General features: G+C 68.7%; 17 protein-coding genes, 1 tRNA gene and 1 pseudogene. 10 read left to right on the plus strand and 9 right to left on the minus strand.

Features of this window, described 5'->3' with window-relative positions; all coding sequences use genetic code 11:
* Positions 1-519: 519 nt before the first annotated feature.
* Positions 520-1176 (plus strand): hypothetical protein, encoded by a 657-nt coding sequence (locus ABT026_RS31670; RefSeq protein WP_351118648.1) that lies wholly within the window; start codon positions 520-522, stop codon positions 1174-1176.
* A gap of 53 nt (positions 1177-1229) precedes the next feature.
* Here ABT026_RS31670 and ABT026_RS31675 read toward each other — a convergent pair whose 3' ends face one another.
* The gene (locus tag ABT026_RS31675) at positions 1230-1595 is read right to left on the minus strand and encodes a hypothetical protein (protein ID WP_351118649.1); all 366 of its coding nucleotides are present in this window, start codon (positions 1593-1595) and stop codon (positions 1230-1232) included.
* A gap of 1298 nt (positions 1596-2893) precedes the next feature.
* Here ABT026_RS31675 and ABT026_RS31680 point away from each other — a divergent pair.
* Entirely contained in the window at positions 2894-4201 is a 1308-nt protein-coding gene (locus ABT026_RS31680; protein ID WP_351118650.1) for a phospholipase D-like domain-containing protein, read from the plus strand.
* Between the two features lie 99 nt (positions 4202-4300).
* On the opposite strand, the gene ABT026_RS31685 is transcribed toward ABT026_RS31680, so the two are convergent.
* Both ABT026_RS31685 and ABT026_RS31690 read right to left on the minus strand, forming a co-directional pair.
* On the minus strand, positions 4301-5071 hold the full coding sequence (locus tag ABT026_RS31685) for a DUF4097 family beta strand repeat-containing protein (protein ID WP_351118651.1): 771 nt from the start codon (positions 5069-5071) through the stop codon (positions 4301-4303).
* Between the two features lie 202 nt (positions 5072-5273).
* Positions 5274-5597, minus strand: a complete 324-nt coding sequence (locus ABT026_RS31690) for a hypothetical protein (RefSeq protein WP_351118652.1) — start codon at positions 5595-5597, stop codon at positions 5274-5276.
* Between the two features lie 197 nt (positions 5598-5794).
* Here ABT026_RS31690 and ABT026_RS31695 point away from each other — a divergent pair, with 197 nt between their 5' ends.
* Complete coding sequence (locus tag ABT026_RS31695) at positions 5795-6139, plus strand: hypothetical protein (RefSeq protein WP_351118653.1); 345 nt, start codon at positions 5795-5797, stop codon at positions 6137-6139.
* Between the two features lie 163 nt (positions 6140-6302).
* On the opposite strand, the gene ABT026_RS31700 is transcribed toward ABT026_RS31695, so the two are convergent.
* Both ABT026_RS31700 and ABT026_RS31705 read right to left on the minus strand, forming a co-directional pair.
* Positions 6303-6375, minus strand: a tRNA-Gln gene (locus ABT026_RS31700).
* Between the two features lie 78 nt (positions 6376-6453).
* Complete coding sequence (locus tag ABT026_RS31705) at positions 6454-7827, minus strand: hypothetical protein (protein ID WP_351118654.1); 1374 nt, start codon at positions 7825-7827, stop codon at positions 6454-6456.
* Positions 7828-8296: 469 nt separating this feature from the next.
* On the opposite strand from ABT026_RS31705, the gene ABT026_RS31710 reads away from it, so the two are divergent.
* Positions 8297-9100: a class I SAM-dependent methyltransferase gene (locus tag ABT026_RS31710; protein WP_351118655.1), complete on the plus strand. Its 804-nt coding sequence runs from the start codon at positions 8297-8299 to the stop codon at positions 9098-9100.
* Between the two features lie 423 nt (positions 9101-9523).
* Here the strand turns inward: ABT026_RS31710 and ABT026_RS31715 are convergent, their stop codons facing one another.
* Complete coding sequence (locus ABT026_RS31715) at positions 9524-9748, minus strand: hypothetical protein (RefSeq protein WP_351118656.1); 225 nt, start codon at positions 9746-9748, stop codon at positions 9524-9526.
* Positions 9749-9874: 126 nt separating this feature from the next.
* Here ABT026_RS31715 and ABT026_RS31720 point away from each other — a divergent pair, with 126 nt between their 5' ends.
* Both ABT026_RS31720 and ABT026_RS31725 read left to right on the plus strand, forming a co-directional pair.
* The gene (locus ABT026_RS31720) at positions 9875-10624 is read left to right on the plus strand and encodes an IS3 family transposase (RefSeq protein WP_351118657.1); all 750 of its coding nucleotides are present in this window, start codon (positions 9875-9877) and stop codon (positions 10622-10624) included.
* A complete protein-coding gene (locus ABT026_RS31725; protein WP_351118658.1) occupies positions 10516-10977 on the plus strand; it encodes an integrase core domain-containing protein in 462 nt (153 codons plus the stop codon). Before ABT026_RS31720 ends, ABT026_RS31725 begins: the two co-directional genes overlap by 109 nt.
* A gap of 197 nt (positions 10978-11174) precedes the next feature.
* Here the strand turns inward: ABT026_RS31725 and ABT026_RS31730 are convergent, their stop codons facing one another.
* The 3 genes and pseudogenes from ABT026_RS31730 to ABT026_RS31740 form a co-directional block, all read right to left on the minus strand.
* Entirely contained in the window at positions 11175-11732 is a 558-nt protein-coding gene (locus ABT026_RS31730) for a hypothetical protein (protein ID WP_351118659.1), read from the minus strand.
* Positions 11733-11928: 196 nt separating this feature from the next.
* Positions 11929-12261 (minus strand): annotated as a pseudogene (locus tag ABT026_RS31735) (IS701 family transposase); the annotation flags it as partial.
* A gap of 91 nt (positions 12262-12352) precedes the next feature.
* Positions 12353-12919, minus strand: a complete 567-nt coding sequence (locus ABT026_RS31740) for a hypothetical protein (RefSeq protein WP_351118660.1) — start codon at positions 12917-12919, stop codon at positions 12353-12355.
* 385 nt (positions 12920-13304) lie between these two features.
* On the opposite strand from ABT026_RS31740, the gene ABT026_RS31745 reads away from it, so the two are divergent.
* The 4 genes from ABT026_RS31745 to ABT026_RS31760 form a co-directional block, all read left to right on the plus strand.
* Positions 13305-14399: a recombinase family protein gene (locus ABT026_RS31745; RefSeq protein ID WP_351118661.1), complete on the plus strand. Its 1095-nt coding sequence runs from the start codon at positions 13305-13307 to the stop codon at positions 14397-14399.
* Positions 14400-14546: 147 nt separating this feature from the next.
* Positions 14547-14852 (plus strand): winged helix-turn-helix transcriptional regulator, encoded by a 306-nt coding sequence (locus tag ABT026_RS31750; protein WP_351118662.1) that lies wholly within the window; start codon positions 14547-14549, stop codon positions 14850-14852.
* A 154-nt stretch (positions 14853-15006) separates the two neighbouring features.
* Positions 15007-15987: an alpha/beta hydrolase gene (locus ABT026_RS31755; RefSeq protein WP_351118663.1), complete on the plus strand. Its 981-nt coding sequence runs from the start codon at positions 15007-15009 to the stop codon at positions 15985-15987.
* A 14-nt stretch (positions 15988-16001) separates the two neighbouring features.
* The coding region (locus ABT026_RS31760) for a peptidoglycan DD-metalloendopeptidase family protein (protein WP_351118664.1) at positions 16002-16879 on the plus strand (878 nt) is incomplete at its 3' end.

A 16879-nucleotide genomic window follows, 5' to 3' on the forward strand; every position in this document is an offset into this window, starting at 1 on the left:
GGCGAGCACGGCGAAACCGCCGAGGGCGCCCACCTTCTGCATCGAGGCGGTGGTGGGGGCGGTGAAGGTGAAGTTACGCATGGGGCACCTCTTCGACTTCGCTGGGGAGTGGCTGCGGGAGAGTCGCTCCTCGGTCGGTGTCCGCTCACTGCGGACCAGGGGGTGCCCTCATTGGCACGGGGGTGCCGCGGTCGGAAGACGCGGCTTGCTGAGCGACGAGTGCAATTCTTAGCGACGGCGAAATCGCAAAGCAAAGATGTGATCTACGACGCCGGATCGTAGGCCACCGACATCGCATCACCACGCGGGATGTCTTGTGCCTGCTCCAGGGAGCTCCCTCGCTCACTCGAGCCAACTAACACGCTTCGTACGTGACGCGCGCCCCATGCCTGCCCTCACAAACACGAGGCCTCGTCGTCGCATGCAGTTGCCGAAGTAACGCTCTCCGTGAGGCGTGTCCGCGCCTCGTAGGCCGGATGGGGTCGAGGCGCTCTTGCGGACCGGTCCTACGCTGAGGGCATGGCCACCGATCCCTTATTGAGACAAGGCCCCGACTCGACGGATCTGGTGCTGGGCGGCGGCTCGCCGGGCGGTCCGGCGCGGATCCTGCTGGCCTCGGCGGGGCAGGCGCTGCTCGCTCCGCTCGTCCTGGGCGTGCCGACCCTGCTGGTCGCCTTCTGGATGGTGCTGGCCGGGGCGCGGGCGTCGACCGTGTTCGTGGTGGTGGGGGTGATCGCCGGACTGGAGTACCTGCTCGGCTGGCCGGCGCTCGCCTTCTCCCGGGCGAGGCGCATCCTGCGGGTGGAGTTCGCGCCTGCCGGGGTGCCCGCGTCCCTGCGGTTGGTCCGGGTCTCCGGGCCGGACGACTGGCTGCCCGTCGACACCCTGCGCGAGGTTCGGCTGACGCACGAGGTGGTGGAGCCGTACGAGGGGGACCCCGAGCCGGCCGTCTCCACGCTCGCGCTGGAACTCGTCCTGCGAGGCGGCCGGGAGCGGATCACCGGGTTCCCGTCCGTCGGCGACCCACAGCAGCTGGCCGACGCGCTGGAGGCCCTGCTCGGCGCGGCCGGGGTCGCGGTGAAGCTGTGTACCGAACGCAGCACGCGCCATCGACGGCAGCCCAACTCCGGCTGGAACTCCGGTGGTTCGGCCTCGGCCGGCTCGGGCGGCGGCTGACCCCGGGCTGCCCGTGGCGCTCATCGGCCGGTCGAGCAACGCCGCCGCCCATCTCAGCCGACGACTTCACCGCCACCCCGGCCCAGCGCCGGGGGGCGGCCGTTCAACTGACCGACCACACCGCCTCGTTTGCCGACCCCCAGGAGAGCGACGCTGTGTACGGGGCGCAGGCCGCCGCCGACCTCGCCACCCGCATCGGCGCGCGCGGGACCTCGCCGGCCGGTGCCCTCGCCGCCCGCGACAAGTGCGGGTGCCGTCGCCTGTTGCGCCAGCACGGGGTGCCGGGCGTCGGCTTCCGTGTCGTCACCGACGCCTCCGCCGTGCGTGCCCCCGTGAAGGTCGCCGCCTCCGGGGGCAGCCTGGGCCCCCTGGTGTGCGCCGGCCGCAAGGTCAGCCGGCAGAATCCGGTACTGGTTCATCGTCGGCCTCATCGACGACTGAGGCCGCCGGGCGCGGGCAACAGGGGTAAGTTCCGCGACATCGCGGCACACACCCCTTGCTGGTGCGCCGGCTCCCCCAGCACCGTCTGCCCGGTCACCCGCGCCCGCGTGCCGCCGTCCGACCGCCGCGGATGAGGTCGGCCGAACCCGGCGAACCCACGGAGGACAAGCAGGATGAACGACCGGCTGACGCCACACTGGCTGGAGATCTTCGAGCGCTGCGGCTTGGATGTCGTGGAGGACCAAACGCACGAGGGACCTCCCGTCGACGCCGCGCTCCATGCGGTGAACGGGGTCGATGTCCCACCAGTGGTCAAGGTCTCCGGCTCGGCCCCTGATGCCCTCGAAGAGCTGGGCAGGGAGTGGCACCGGCGGTCGGCGGCGGCGCGGTCGCACTCGACGAGCGGCGATTTCCTCGTCATGCCACCCGGATCCGGAGGCAGCAGGGTCGGCTGGGTACGGGTGAGGGACCGTATCGGAGCGGATCTTCCTTCACGCGTCGCCGCAGCGACGGGTCTGCCCGAATTCATCGCCGTCTCCGTGGAGGGCCGTCACCTGTGCGCCACCACGGTCGAGGACGACGACTACTGGGTGGTCGTGCACGAGTTCGCAGCACCTCCTGCGCGCCCTGCGCGAGTCGGAGGACCCCCACAGCCGGCACCGCCCCCACCCGGGAAGCCGGACTAGGTCCGCAGGACCGGCCGCTTCGGTTCGGCAGCGCTCGACGGCGCCGGCCCGGCACCCATCGCGAGGCACGCGAGCAGGATCGGCAAGGCGATCCCTTGAGGGCACCGTTCCGGTGGTCACTCCCCGCTTCCAACTCCAGCGCCCGCGGCCCCACTTCCCCGTATCCCTGGTTCCCTGCCCGCCTCGTGCAACCTTTGGACGCCTTTGCGAGTCTCCCTTGTGCCTAACGGCGGGCCATATCCAGAACAACTCCGGGCAAGCATCAACGGACTGAACACCCATCGACAGGACATCTTCCCGATGTCCCTGCCCTCCCCCGCAGGAGCTCAACGCATGGCCGAACACGGATGCCTTCACGCACCCGTTTCCGACGCGGACCCGCCTCGCCACAGCGAAACCCTCGGCGGCGCCCCTGACCGGCGACCTCGACATCGAAGGTATCGACGGCATGACGGTTGGCGCCGAGCACGAGAAGGTCGCTTCCGACGTAGACGACAACGGCTACCCGACGGTCGAGGCACACACCACCAACCGTCCCTCACGCAATACCCCGACGTGTCATCGTCACCAGCCCAGCGAAAGGCCCGCTCATGAAGCGAACGCTCACATTGTTCACCGCGCTCGCCGTCACCGCACTGACGCCGACAACGGCGCACGCTGCGGTCAAGCAGGCCAAGAATCCGCTCAGTTGCGAGTCACGGACGTTCACCTCGACACCGGGTCCCCGTTTCAACGACCCGGAGGACCCCGACGCCCGGATGAACGTCATGGGCCCGATCATCGAATCGATCAACAGCGCCAGTTGTGGGCAGACCATACGCGTCGCCATGTACTCGATCGGCAGCACGCAGCCGGGCCCGGACTTCGCCAACGCCCTGATCGCCGCACACCAGCGCGGCGTCATCGTCAAGGCACTGATGGACGTGCACAGCGACAATGCGGTCTGGCAGTCACTGGTCACCGAGTTGGGCAACGACCCGCAAGCCTCCAGCTTCGCCGCGCTGTGCCCGGGCGGCTGCCTGACCCACTATGCCGGCTCCTCCCTGCACGCGAAGTACTACATGCTCAGCGGCGGGAGCGACGCGAACAGGACCGTGACCGTCAGCAGCGCCAACCCCACGTCCGCCCAGGCCAACACCGCGTGGAACAGCAGCGCCACCGTCAAGGGCAACGTCGACCTGTACAACTCCTACGTCCGCTACTTCACGGCCATGTCCAAGGGAGCGCTCAACGGCCCGGGCCCGCTGATGCCCGACTACTACAACTCCACCAGCGGCCAGGACGCCAGGACGACACTGTCCCCGCCCTCCTACCAGTGGCCCAAGGCGCGCAGCAAGAGCGATACCTGGGTCGACTTCCTGAACAACGTCGAGGCGCCGGCCACGATCAACATCGCCATGTTCCAGTGGACCTCTCACGGGGAGCCGGGCGACCGGAACTATCTGGAGCTGCCGAAGAAGCTGGTGAGCCTGGCACAGACCGGCGTCAAGATCCGCATACTCTTCACCGCCGGCCAGGTCGACAGCAGCGTGCAGAACTACCTGAAGGACCGGCCGAACATCGACGTGCACGACACCACCCGCGGCACCGACGCGAACGGCAACGCTCTGCACTACACGCACGACAAGTACATGATGGTCAGCGGCGGTTACGCGGGAACGGCCAACTCGAGAATCGTGTTCGTCGGCTCCTCGAACTGGACGAGCAACGGCGTCTGGCACAACGACGAGTCGGACCTGAAGCTGGTCGGCCAGTCCAGCTACGACCAGTTCATGACGGACTGGCAGAATCAGTACAACCGCTGTTGTGGGACCGCGGCGCGGAAGTCGACCGCCGAGGAGCGCGCCGAGAACACGGCACGCGAGATACCGATCGATCCGAGGCAGCTCAAGGAGTAGGCATTCCTCCCGGCGTGCCGCCTGCCGCCTGACATCGGGGGATGAACGTATCGGCAGGCACAGGGGCGAGAGGGCGGGCGGTTCCTTGCGGCCCGCCCCTCAGCCCCGGCGTACCTCGGTGTCGCCGTTCACCGTGCGCAGGGTCAGCCGGTGCCGGGGGTCTGCGGAGTCCGTGGCCGGCGCGGGGACGTCCACGACCGTCCGCCCGTTGACGGTGCTCGCGTCGGTTTCGTAGGGCGGCCCGTCGGCCGGGAGGGTCACGCGCACGGAGCCGTTGCGCGTCACGCCGTCGAGCGTTCCCGGTGAGGTCGTGCACAGCAGGTCGACGTCGCCGTTGACCGTCTCGGCGCTCACGCCGCGGGCGGCGAGGCCGTCGGCACGGACGGAACCGTTGCGGGTCACGAGGTGCTGGCGGGCGCCCTTCGTGCCCGAGTCGTGTACGGTGACGTCGCCGTTGACGGTGGTCAGCGTCAGGGGGCCTCGCACCCCGTCGACCTCGATGCCGGCGTTGCGGGCCCGTACGGTGAGCGTCACACCGGCCGGCACGTGGACAACCGGCATGCCGCCGCAGTTCTCCCTGGTCCGCCTGTCACCTTGATCGCAGAGCAGGTCGAGCGTAGGAGTGGCCGCGTCCACGTCCCACCGGGCGGGGGTCGCCTCGTCGACCGTCACGCTGTCGTCGTCCGTCCCGGCGATCCGCACGCCGCCCTCGGTGGTGACGAGGAGACGGCTGCCGTCCGCCAGGGAGGCCCTCTCGAACAGGTCCCCCCGTACATTCCCGGCGCCCTCGGTCCACGGCCCGTCACCACCGTCCCGGACACACCCCGTCAGGGTGAACAGCGCGAGGAACGCGCATCCGGCCCAGGCCACGCGGCCACCGTGACGGAGGCCCAGCCCCCCGCGCGAGTGGCACAGTCTGCTCGGCGACGGCGTCATGGGGCGCGTATGCCCGCGACAGCCGACCAGCATACCATCCTGTCGCCGGGGACGACGGTGCGCCTTGATCACCGGCGCGGAACGCCATCCGTCTCCGTCCAGGCCCCGACTTCGGTCGGTCTGCTCAGCCAAGGGATCAGGAGAGCCGTTCGGGCAGTTCGTAGGCAGAGAGATGGTGGCTGCTGGAGTCCTTGGAGGGTGTGCCGGACCATCCGCCGGTCCGCGTGCGCAGCCGTGGTCGGGCGGCCGCGGCCATCAGGCCGAGCTCGCCCGGGGAGGCGTGGCGGAAGGTGACCCGCACGTGGTGGAGTCGGCCGTCGCTGAGGACCACGGAGTCGGAGACGTAGTGCTGTCGAGCCGGGTGGATGGTGCGGGTGAAGAAGCCGCCGGGGCGCAGGCGTCGTGCGGCGTTGGCGAAGCAGGCGAGCGGGTCGGCCTGTGTGAGGAGTGCGCCTGGCACCGCGAGCCCTCCGCCGTCGAAACGAGGGCTGCTCCGCAGCGACACCTACGGGACGAGGGAGGGGCGGCTCGGCAGGGAGGGGCACGGGCCGGTTACGCCCCGTTGTCCGCTGCATCTCCCCCTGCGACACTGCTGCACAGCGCTCTCAGCTCCGCCGTCCGTCCGGACGGCAGCGCCCCCCCATGAAGGAGCCCCGCATGCGCAGAAGTATCTCCGCCTTACTCAGCGCGGCCACCATGGCCGCGCTCACCCTCGTCGGCATCGGTGCGAGCACCGCACACGCACTGCCGAAGGAGTGCGCCCCTCAGCGCTACCAGTCCTTCTACAACTTCGTCGTGACCTGCACGGGCGGCACCGGCTACTTCCGGGTCTGGGTCGACTGCTGGGTCTCCAACGACAAACCGCCGGTGCGGGTGTACGGCGAGTGGACGCCCACGGACACGACATCGGCGGCCGGCTGCACGATGGGGCAGAACGGACCGGCAGTCAAGGGCGGCTGGGACGTCTCCGACGTCATTCTCGATCCTCCGCCGAAGAACTGATTTTAGGGCCCCGGCCGTCCACATCCGGTGACGAAGCCACGCCCTCTTCGTCATGAAGGTCCGCACGCGTACCGTGCACATCCTCGGCGTCACATCCCACCCCAATGCCGCCTGTCGCGCAGGGCGTGGTTCCGGACACGTGGGCGGTCGAGGAGAGCGGAGGCGACGAGGGCAGGATTCGAACCTGCGTCCACCCGGGATCAGAGCCGGGCGCTCCTCCACAGAGCTTCCTCGTCGCCACCGTGATCATTGCTCGGGCCGCTGTGTGGGTCAATCGATTTGCAGGGGTGGACACGCGCGGGGGTTGCCTCCGGTCACGTCCACTCCTGAGCGGCAGCACGCTTTCCCTTGCCGGAGAAGACTCCCGCCGAACGGAGAGCGCTGGCCATGAGCGGGTCGGCGACGGCGACTCCGTGGACCAGTTCGGGTGTCCGCCGATAGGCGGCGGCCTCAGCCGCCGGCCTGGGAGCAGTCCAGGCGCCGGCTGTCGGGTCCACCCGATGCCGGGCGCAAGCTGCTTCGACGAGCGAGCGTGGGCATTCCTTCTCACCCCGGAGTACTTCCCAGGGCAGGGGAAGGTCTGCCCAGACGTAGGTGTCCGGATGCAGCCCGCCGCCGCTCATGCGGTGCCAGTACGCCACGTCGGCCGCCATGAGGCGGGGCACCTTGCCAAGGCAGATCCGATCCAGGATCTCCTCCTGCCCCAGCTCGGTCAGCAGCGCGAACCAGTGGGCCCGGGCCGTGTTCCATGCCTGTGCGGCCTGGTTCCACGTCGACGAGTCGTCGCCACGGCGCACGATCATCGTGTCGCGTTCCAGCGGATGCCGGTTCCAGGCGTCCTCCAGCAGGCCGGCGACCTGGCGCAGGAATCCGTTCCACCGGACCAGCAGCTGGGTGAGGTCCTGGTCGGACACATGGGCCAGCACTTCAGCTGTGGGGTGGACGTGCGCGACCGCGTACCAGCAGGCCTGCTCGGGGAGATTCCTCAGGCGCTGGAACAAGGCCTCGGCGACCTCGTCGTAGACCTGACGCTGCCGGCCGTTGGTGAAGACGCTGCGCATGTGGCCGCGCGCCGTGATGTAGGCGATGAAGGCCGCCGTGTCCGGGTCCGTGGCGAACAGCTCGTACGGCAGGACGTGGGCGAGCGCGCCTTTGCCGGTGACGGCCACTTCCCGTCGGCGCTGCTCGTGGACGAGCCGGGCCAGTTTGGCTTCCATCCGGCGCAGTAGTCGGAAACGCCTGTTGTACTGGCGCTTGGAAATCTCCCCGAGGCCCGCCGCCGTGCGCTCGGTCCGGTTGAGGCGGTCCATGCCGAAGTCGTTCTGCCCGTACGAGCGGCCGATCTCCTCACCTGCTCGCCGGATCACCACCTCGATCTGGGCTGGATCGTCCCCGGCGTCGTCCGGAAGGTCCGGCACGCCGCTGAACAGGTCCGCCGCGCGGGCAAGCTGGCGCTGTGCGCCGACCGGACGGGCGAACTCCTCCCGCATGGAGGTATAGCCGTGCCAGAGGTTGCGCAGCGAGTGCTCAGCAGCCTTGGCGAGCGCCGCCTCGGTCGCTGTATCGAGGTCAGTGCCCCGGGCGGCGTACAGATCCTGGATGAGCCGGGCCACATCTTCCGGACGCTTGCGCAGTGTGAGCGACGCGTGCAGTTCACGGAGGAGCTGTTCGAGTGTGGGCGACGGCATGCGTCTCACCTTGTCATCACCACGACCGGGTCTCCACTGCTTATCCGCACGCCGCAGTCACGGAGGGAACTGCGGAGCGTTGGTCGCGGCGTTCTCCTCGGCGGCTGGACTTGAATCCGGAACTGCCTCGCAGCCCTGCGTTGCTCACGCCCAGGAATACTCGGTGGGTGCGATGGTCATCCGATCAGGATGGTGAGGGCGACTCCCTCGGACAGGTCGGCATCGTGGGCCTCCACCTGGTAGTCGATGAAGGAGCGGGCGGTGGCGTCGCCGGGGCCCTTGACGGTCACGCGGTCGGGAGTGGGTCACCTGCGTCGGTGCGGCACGTATCGGTTTCCCACAAAATTGGTGGATTCTGAACCGCCGGAAGTGGTTGTGTCCTGCTCGACGCTTCGCTGACACGGCCCGGCACAGCGCGAGGCGCAAGATCCGAATCGCAGGCGCGGTCTGGCCTGCGTGTCGTCGAGTGATGGAGGTTGTCGCGGTGGCTGGTTATGGGGCGCTTTCCGACGTATACGAGTGGCTGCTCGGGGACAACAAGTTGACCCCCGTGCAGGCAGCCACGGCCTACTACAGCGATGTCGTGGGCTCTCTGCCGCCCAACGCGCGCGTCCTCGACTGCGCGTGCGGAACCGGCCAGCTCGCCGTCGGTCTCGCGGGTCGTGGCCTTGACGTGGTCGCCGCAGACGCCAGCACGAGGATGGTTCACCGAACCGAGAAGGCCGCCGACGAGGAGGGTGTCTCGCTACGAGCCCTCCACGCGAGCTGGGACGAGTTGCCCGACCACCTGGAGGACTCCACCTTCGATCTGGTGTTCTGTGTCGGCAACTCGCTCGGGCACGCCGAGGGGGCAGCCGGGCGGCTGACCGCACTGGAAGCGATGTCGCGGCTGCTGAATCCGGGCGGACGCCTTGTGCTCCACTCACGCAACTGGGAGCTCGTGCGCTCCGCCGGCTCACGGGTGGACGTCCGCGATCGACTCATCCGCCGCAACGACCGCGATGCGGTCGTCAGCTACTACTGGCAGATCGAACAGGGCTGGGAGCAGGAGCACTTCCTCGAGATCGTGGTCGCCCAGATCGAGCCGGACGGGGCAGTGCGGGCCTGCTCCGAGCGGTTGTCCATCTGGCCCTACCGGTACGAGGACCTCGTGGCGCAGTTGCGGAGCGTCGGGCTCACGGTGCAGACCACCACCTTCGACCCCGAGAACGGCGAATACCTGGTGGTCGCCGGCCGTGACCAGGCGCGAGACCCGTCTGAGCCGGCGCGCTGATCCGTCTTTCGTCGTTGTGCTCCACGATCGACGCTGACGGCATGACCTTGCGCCGAAGCTGAGCAGGACGGCAACGTACCGCTCCTGCTGCTGCGACTGGCCTGCCGGCCTCTGGGCGCCGGTCGGCCGCGAATCCAAGGTGGCCGACCGGGCGTTCCTGGCGGCGTGCTGCACCGGCTTGCGAAGGAGCGGCTGTGCGGGATGCGGCTCCTTGTGGGTCCCGAGACGGTCATGCGCCGGCATCACGATCTGGTCGCCCGGCAGCACGCCCTCCGCTCCAAGCCCAGGCGCCCGGGCCGCCCACGAACCGTGCACTTCACCGGTGCATCCACGGCCAGCTGCTCCCCCTGGGCATCAAGGTCGCCGCCTCCACCGTGTGGGAGATCCTGAGCGCCACGCCACGCCACGGCATGAACAGTTACCTCACTCCTCGTGCTCACAGGTCTCCCGCTCCACCCTCCCCAACTGGCTGGACAGCACATTCGGGCCGTCCAGCCGACCCGCGACGCCCTCGGCGAAGTACTCCCGGACAGAGGTGATGGTGGTGGGACAGAGCTTGCCGCAGCACTCGTTCCCGTCCCACTCCCAGACGCGCCCGTCGGACGTGCGGAAGTCGACCAGGGTCCACATCGCGCAGCCACGGTCCATGATCGGAACAAGGCCTGGCGGCGCGACCTCGTCGTCCGGGTCATCGGAGGGAGTGGTGAAACCTGGGCCACCACCTGACCTGGGGCGTAGTGCTTCAAACTCCTTCACCAGCTCTGGCCTCGAGAGATGAGTGCGTCCAGCATCCGGCGTGATCGGTCTCGTGCTCGTACGCATGACCTACCTGTTTGCCACTCGCGTCCTCGCGTGGCTGGCCCTGATGTGTCGGTCCTCGGCCGCGAAGAACACGGAGATCTTGATCGTTCGGCACGAGGTTGCGCTGCTGCGCCGACAGGTCAGGGGCCCAAAGCAACCTGGCCGGAGCGGGCCCTTCTCTCCGCACTCGCCCGCCTCCTCCCCCGGGCACTGCGTGGCCAGCGCATCGTCTCCCCGCGCACCCTGCTCGCCTGGCATCAGCGCCTGGTCAGAAAGAAGTGGACGCAGCCGGCGGCGCCGGGGCGCCCACCCATCCCCGAGAAGCTCCGAAACCTCATCATCCGGCTCGGAGGTGAGAACCCGAGCTGGGGCGCACGCCGCGTCCATGGCGAGCTGCGCCGCCTCGGGCACAAGGTCAGCGCCGCGACCGTCCGCCGAATTCTGCGCGAAGCCGGCTCGGCCCCGCACCACGCTGCCATCCAGCGCGCCGCGAATGGCGCCAGTTCCTCAAGTCCCAGGCAAGCGGCCTGCTGGCGACAGACTTCTTCCACCTCGACACCATCGGCCTACAACGCCTGTACGCCCTGTCCGTCATGGAGGTCCGCACCCGCACCGTGTACATCCTCGGCGTCACCGCTCACCCCACCGCTGCCTGGACCACCCAGCAGGCCCGCCAGCTCATGTGGCACCTCGGTGACCAGGCGGAGCGCTTCACCCACCTGATCCGGGACAGAGACACCAAGCTCACGGCCGCCTTCGACGCCATCTTCGCCGACGAAGGCATCACCGCGATCAAAATCCCGCCGCGCAGCCCCAACTGCAACCCGCACGCCGAACGATTCATCCGCTCCGCACATCAGGAGTGCACCAACCGGCTGCTGATCCATGGCCGCGGCCACGCCGAGAAGCTGTTGCGCGAGTATTGCCCGGCACTTCAACGAACACACCCGCCCCACCAAGGCCGCGGCCAGCTCGCACCCCTCGACGACCCCAACGTCATGCCTCTACGTACGCCTTGCATCCAGCACAAACAGACCGTCGGCCGCCTCATCAACGAGTACCGCCAGGCAGGCTGACCACTCGACAAAGTCCTGGTCCAGCCATGTGAAGCGGTTTTGAAGCAGTACGGGCGGTTTTGACGGACCGCGAGGTCTCCGCCATACGGACGGTGCCCACGCCCGCCCGTACAGCGGGCACGCCTGCGTACGGCAAGCCGCCACATCACAGGCCACGAGGGCTGTGGCAGCCGCTGCAGGAAACCGGTGGGCGGTCGTCAGACGACGGGAGTCTTGGTGATCCTCAGGTCGTATGCGAAGGCGTTGTCGCACTGAAGGGGTGCCCTCTCGCCGAAGGCCTTGATGGTGAGGCGAGTGCTGATGTCCTGATGAGTCCCTGTCGTGACGATGCGATACCCCGCGTCGTACATCTCGTCGCTGTACGGCCTCGGTTCGCCAACAGGGGCGTAGCGACCGTGGACGACGGCACTGCCGGCGGACTCGACACGCCCGTCGACAGGCGAGATGGGCACCACGGTCCGGATCGCGCCATGACTGAAAAGCTTCTCGGGCTGGGCAGCGCCCGCGTACTCCGACTCGGCGCTGCTAATCACCACTTGGGTGTGGTTGCCGTGCACGGAGTTGCTGTACAGCGACACATATACGGTGTCGTACCGCTCCAGCTGCGCGGTGCACTCCACCACAAACCCCTTTTCGTAGGTGGTCACCGGCTCGGTGCCCGAAGCCTGCGGCGCTGCCTGTGCAACCCCTGTGAGGCCGAGCGAGAGGAGCGTCGCGCACGCCCCAGCCACTGCACGCATCCGGCTTCTGGTCATGAGCAACTCCCCCATAGTGTTGAACGCTTCACCCAGGTAGACGATCGGCGGGCCGTGAAGTTGTAGAGCAATGCGATCTCAGCTTTGTAACGCGGCAGTTAGTACTCCGGTTAGATTTCGTGTTCTGAGCTGGCTCTTCTTCGGTAGTGGCAGCAGCGAGCTGTGGCTTGGTGGCGTCTGCGCCAGTGCGACCAGCTCAAGGCATGTAGGCGTCTGTCCTGGTGAGGCTGGGGGTGCGGCAGGCGGGCGTCCAGCAGGTGCCGGATCTCTGCCACGGTGAGTGGGACGAGGGCTGATCCGTTTCTGCGGCCCTTTCACCGCCGCCGGTCTGGGCGGCGAGTGCGATGAGGACGGCGTGGGCGAGCATGGCCAAGGTGATGTGTCGATACCAGCCGGGATAGCGGCGGACCTCGTACTCGTCCAGGCCACGCTCGTTCTTCGCGGCCCAGAAGCACTGCGCGATCGCCCAGCAGGAGCCGGCGATGCGTGCCAGCTCGGCGATCTCAATGCCGACGGGGGTGTAGGCAAGGTATTACTGCCGGCCGACCCCGGCCGAGGTGGTGCCGCCACCGGGCCCGCCAGCTCGGATCCGGACGCACGAGACAGTTATGGGGTCTTGATCAGATTCTGAGACCGGCCTGATCGGCGACATCCGTGTCGAAGATGACGAGTACGTCGTCGGTGCCCAGGTGGAACGGTCCGTCAGGTTCATACGTGGCCGAGCGGCCGGCGGCGATCCACACCTGGCCGGTGGCGGTCCGTAGGTGGATGGCTTCCGGCACCGGCACCCGAGCTCCATGTCCCTGGCCGCCCCATTGGATGCGGCAGTACTCGATCGGAGCGGTGACGATGCCGGCCCACCGGGAGTGCTCCGCGACAGTGACGCGCGCCGACCCGCCCGGCTTGTCAACGTGGGAGAGGAAGTCGCTCATGGGCGCCAGATAGAGCTCGAGTCCGTAGTGGTCGAACGTACTGCCCCACACCGCCGAATAGGCGTCACCGTCGTCCAAGGTCAGCTCCAAGCCCATGGTGGGCTCGTGCCAGGCGCCGTGGTCCCACTCGTCAGGGTCGGTGCCTTCCTCCCCGCCCATGAGTACGAAATAGTCGACCGAGACGACGGTTCGTCCGTACAGGCCGGCGACGAGTCGCTCGTAGCTGTCGGAAGTCGGGCACGGCCTGGTACTCACTGGGGCATCCTGGCATCGGCCTCCGACCTGTGCGAGCGGATTTCCCACTTGCGGGGAAGGACAGGCGTCCCACGTTCGCGAGGTGACAGTTGAGCCCTGCCGATGGCGGGGTAGAGGAGAACCGCCTCACGGTCGGCGACCGATCTTCACTCGTTCGGGTCAACTATTCGATGTCCGGGTGCAATCAGTTGCCTGGCAGGGCAGGTCGCAGGAAAGGCAATGGGTGGTGCCCGGTGAGGTTCCCGTCATGGCACAGGATGCAGTCGGGACAGCCTCCGTGTCTCCGCCTCCTCTCGGACTGCTGTCCGATTGGGCTCGTGAGGCCTCCAGTTCCGCGTTGTCGGGTCTCGCGTCAGGCAGTCTTCGGCTCGCGTTCTACGGCCGGATGTCCACGGAGGACCACCAGGACCCGGCAACGTCCAGGGCCTGGCAGCTCATGGGCTCACAGGCGCTGGTGTCCGGACACGGGCGGATCGCGGCGGAGTTCTTCGATGTCGGGCGCAGTCGCACCGTTCCCTGGGCGCGCCGTCCCGAGGTTTCCGCGTTGTTGGTGGCGCTGGCGGATCCGGAGCGGGAGTTCGACGCGGTGGTGATCGGCTCGAGTGAGCGGGCTTTCTACGGCCACCAGTTCGCGTCCATGGCTCCTCTCTTCGAGCACTACGGGGTCGAGGTGTGGGTGCCGGAACTGGGCGGTGCCGTCGACCCCAAGGTGGCCGGGCAGGAGGAATTGATGATCCTCCTGGGCATCCTCTCCAAACGGGAGATCGCCCGCGCCAGGATCTGCACCCGGGCGGCGATGACCGTGCAGGCCCGGGACCAGGGCCGCTACCTCGGCGGCCGCCCGCCCCATGGTTTCCGGCTGGTGGACGCCGGCCCGCACCCGAACCGGGCCCTCGCCCGCCGCGGCGTGTGCGCGCAGGTCCTGGCCGTCCATCCCGAGTGCGGGCCCGTCGTGTCGTGGATCTTCGCCCAGCGGCTGGCCGGGCACAGCATGGCCCGCATCACCCGCGCCCTCAACGACGCCAGCATTCCCTGCCCGGCCGCCGTGGACACCGCCCGCAACCCGCACCGGGCAGGACGGCGATGGGTGCTGCACTCGGTGAGGGCGATACTCGCCAACCCCCGCTACACCGGACGCCAGGTCTGGAACCGCCAGCGCACCGACCACGACCTCATCGACCCGGACAACACCTCACTCGGCCACCGGGACGTCACCCGGTGGAACACCCCGGGCGACTGGATCATCTCCACCCGCCCCGCGCATCCCGCGCTCGTCAGCGAGGCCGACTTCGTCGCCGTGCAGCGGATCCACACCCGCCCGCAGCCGGCACCGGGCCGGACCTACCTCCTGGCCGGACTGCTGTGCTGCGGCATCTGCGGGCGCCGCATGGAAGGCCATGGGGTGCGCGAGCACCCGGGCTACCGGTGCCGCCACGGACACACCAGCAGCTCCCGTCCAGACCCTGCTTTGAGCAAGTAGCCCCCACCCGCTCCGAAGACGATGATCCTGCTGTTCTTCGCTTCCATGGGCGGGGGCGTAGGCGGAGGGCTGCTTTCCGATCGGATACCACCCTACGGTGGGAATCATGGCCAAGCCGGAGGCGGAACGGCCCCCCTGGATCCCGAGATGTTCGACCCGGTGTGCCCGTCTGCTCTGATGCCGTTCCGCGTGGGCGACAAGTGGGCCGCGCTGATCCTGCGTTGCCTGCAGGACGGGCCACGCCGGTTCTCGGAGCTCGAGGTCCCGCTGCACGGCGTCACCGCCACATCGCTCATCCAGTCCCTGCGCAGGCTGGAAGGGGACGGTTTCGTCCTGCGGGAGGAGTATGAGGGCCCAAAGCGCCGTGTCGAGTACGCCCTGACCCCGCTCGGCCGGGGCCTGCTGGGCCCGCTGAACGCGGCCTGCGAGTGCGGCTGCAGGTGTTCGCGGTGATCGAGCGTGGGAGCCGTCGGGTCCGCCCGGCCGCCCTGTCAGTCCGGAAGGTTCCGGATTCACCACGGCCCGGCACGTGACTACCTTCCGAGCCACCCGCATCAGGGACGGCCCGGACAGGGTTGTCGTCACGCGTTTTCCCCTGGAGGTCACGTTGACAGCGAATCCCCCCACCCGCAGAAGTCTCCTCAAGTCCGCCGGCGGGCTCGGCGCCGCGCTGGCGCTCGGCGCCGGAGGCGTGCTCGCGTCGGCTTCGTCCGCCGCGGCCGTCGGCGACGGCTTCGGCCTGCGCATCGTGGAGCGGAACGAGAGCGACGCCCGGATGCGGTACTACCGCTTCCAGACCTCCGCCATCGGCTGGAACCCCGGCGTCAACGTCCTGCTGCCGGACGACTACCACTGGAGCGGCCGGACCTACCCCGTCCTCTACCTCCTTCACGGCGGTCTGCAGGACTTCATCACCTTCGACCGCGAGGGCATCCGCGCGTGGACGGCCGGCAAGCGGATCATCGTGGTCATGCCGGACGGAGGGCACGCGGGCTGGTACTCCAACCCCGTCAGCTCCAATGTCGGGGCGCGCAACTGGGAGCAGTTCCACATCAACCAGCTGCTTCCCTGGGTCGAGGCGAACTTCCGCACCTACGCCGAGTACGACGGCCGCGCCGTCTCCGGCTTCTCCATGGGCGGCTTCGGTGCGCTCAAGTACACGGCCAAGTACTACGGTCACTTCGCCTCCGTGAGCGCCCACTCCGGCCCGGCCAGCATGCGCCGCGACGGCGGCCTGGTGACCCACTGGGCCAACCTGTCGTCCGCGACGGACCTCGGAGGCGGCAGCGTCTACGGCGTCCCGTTCTGGGACGAGGCCCGGGTGAACGCCGACAACCCCGTGCAGCGGATCGAGAGTTACCGCAACAAGCGGGTCTTCCTGGTCGCCGGTACCAGCCCCGACCCGGTCAACTGGTTCGACCAGGTCAACGAGGGCCAGGTGCTGGCTGGACAGCGGGAGTTCCGCTCGCTGCTCGACAGGGCCGGGATCCCGTACGAGGCGCACGAGCTGTCCGGCGGCCACTTCATCCGTCACGACATGATGCGGCGGGACATCGACGGCATCATCGGCCGTCTCCGCAAGGCGTGACGGGGGCGGTCGACATGGTGCGCGATTTCTTTCTCAGACACGTGCTGCGGCTCGTCCTCGTGGCAGCCACCGCCCTGGTGCCCGGCCTGGTCGTCACCTCTCCGGCCGTCGCGCAGGCCCCGGGTGAGGGCCAGGCCCGGGCCGCCGGTTTCGCCGCCGCCTGTCCGGCCACCGGCTACCTGTCCCAGCGCTACCACTCGGGGCACAACGGAATCGACATCGCCGACGACCTCGGCACCCCCATTCACGCGGTCGGCCCCGGCGAGGTGACCGTCTCCGGATACGACTCGACGGGCTACGGTCAGTGGATCCGTGTCCTGCACCCCGACGGGACCATCACCGAGTACGGGCACATGTACCAGCGTGACGTCAAGGTGGGCGATCGCGTGACGGCGGGCCAGAGGATCGCGCTGATGGGCAGCGAAGGCCAGTCCACCGGGCCTCATCTCCACCTGCGGGTCTGGGGGAACTCCGGCGCGAGCGTACGCGTCGACCCGCTCCCCTACCTGGCGGAACGCGGCGTCACGATCCCCTGCTTCCCGGGCAACGCTCCGGCCCCCGCTCCGCTGGTCCACCCGGCGGAGTCGGGCCGGGTGGTGTCGGCCCGGGGCGCGGACGGAAGGCTGGAGGTCTTCGTAGGCGGCGCCGACGGAGTTCATCACGCCTGGCAGACGAGCGTGAACGGCGACTGGTCGGCGTGGGAGTCGCTGGGCGGACCCAACGGCGCCACGCTCGCGATCGGTGCGAACGCCGACGGCCGGCTGGAGTTGTTCGCGATCAACGGGAAATGGTTCGAACACATGTACCAGCTGCGGCCGTCGGGCAGCTGGTCGGGCTGGGAGACGTTCGGCGGCGGCGGTCTCGACATCGCGGTCGGGGCGAACGGGGACGG

It is taken from the genome of Streptomyces sp. NPDC002734, assembly GCF_040295685.1.
Taxonomy (GTDB): domain Bacteria; phylum Actinomycetota; class Actinomycetes; order Streptomycetales; family Streptomycetaceae; genus Streptomyces.

Excerpts from the sequence above, each read along its gene's own strand:
- ABT026_RS31695 (WP_351118653.1), top strand. The coding sequence starts at position 5,795 with ATGCGCAGAAGTATCTCCGCCTTACTCAGCGCGGCCACCATGGCCGCG.
- ABT026_RS31720 (WP_351118657.1), top strand. The coding sequence starts at position 9,875 with ATGAGTGCGTCCAGCATCCGGCGTGATCGGTCTCGTGCTCGTACGCAT.
- ABT026_RS31715 (WP_351118656.1), bottom strand. The coding sequence starts at position 9,748 with ATGGACCGTGGCTGCGCGATGTGGACCCTGGTCGACTTCCGCACGTCC.
- ABT026_RS31745 (WP_351118661.1), top strand. The coding sequence starts at position 13,305 with ATGTCCACGGAGGACCACCAGGACCCGGCAACGTCCAGGGCCTGGCAG.
- ABT026_RS31705 (WP_351118654.1), bottom strand. The coding sequence starts at position 7,827 with ATGCCGTCGCCCACACTCGAACAGCTCCTCCGTGAACTGCACGCGTCG.
- ABT026_RS31670 (WP_351118648.1), top strand. The coding sequence starts at position 520 with ATGGCCACCGATCCCTTATTGAGACAAGGCCCCGACTCGACGGATCTG.
- ABT026_RS31750 (WP_351118662.1), top strand. The coding sequence starts at position 14,547 with ATGTTCGACCCGGTGTGCCCGTCTGCTCTGATGCCGTTCCGCGTGGGC.
- ABT026_RS31710 (WP_351118655.1), top strand. The coding sequence starts at position 8,297 with ATGGAGGTTGTCGCGGTGGCTGGTTATGGGGCGCTTTCCGACGTATAC.
- ABT026_RS31675 (WP_351118649.1), bottom strand. The coding sequence starts at position 1,595 with ATGAACCAGTACCGGATTCTGCCGGCTGACCTTGCGGCCGGCGCACAC.
- ABT026_RS31680 (WP_351118650.1), top strand. The coding sequence starts at position 2,894 with ATGAAGCGAACGCTCACATTGTTCACCGCGCTCGCCGTCACCGCACTG.
- ABT026_RS31730 (WP_351118659.1), bottom strand. The coding sequence starts at position 11,732 with ATGACCAGAAGCCGGATGCGTGCAGTGGCTGGGGCGTGCGCGACGCTC.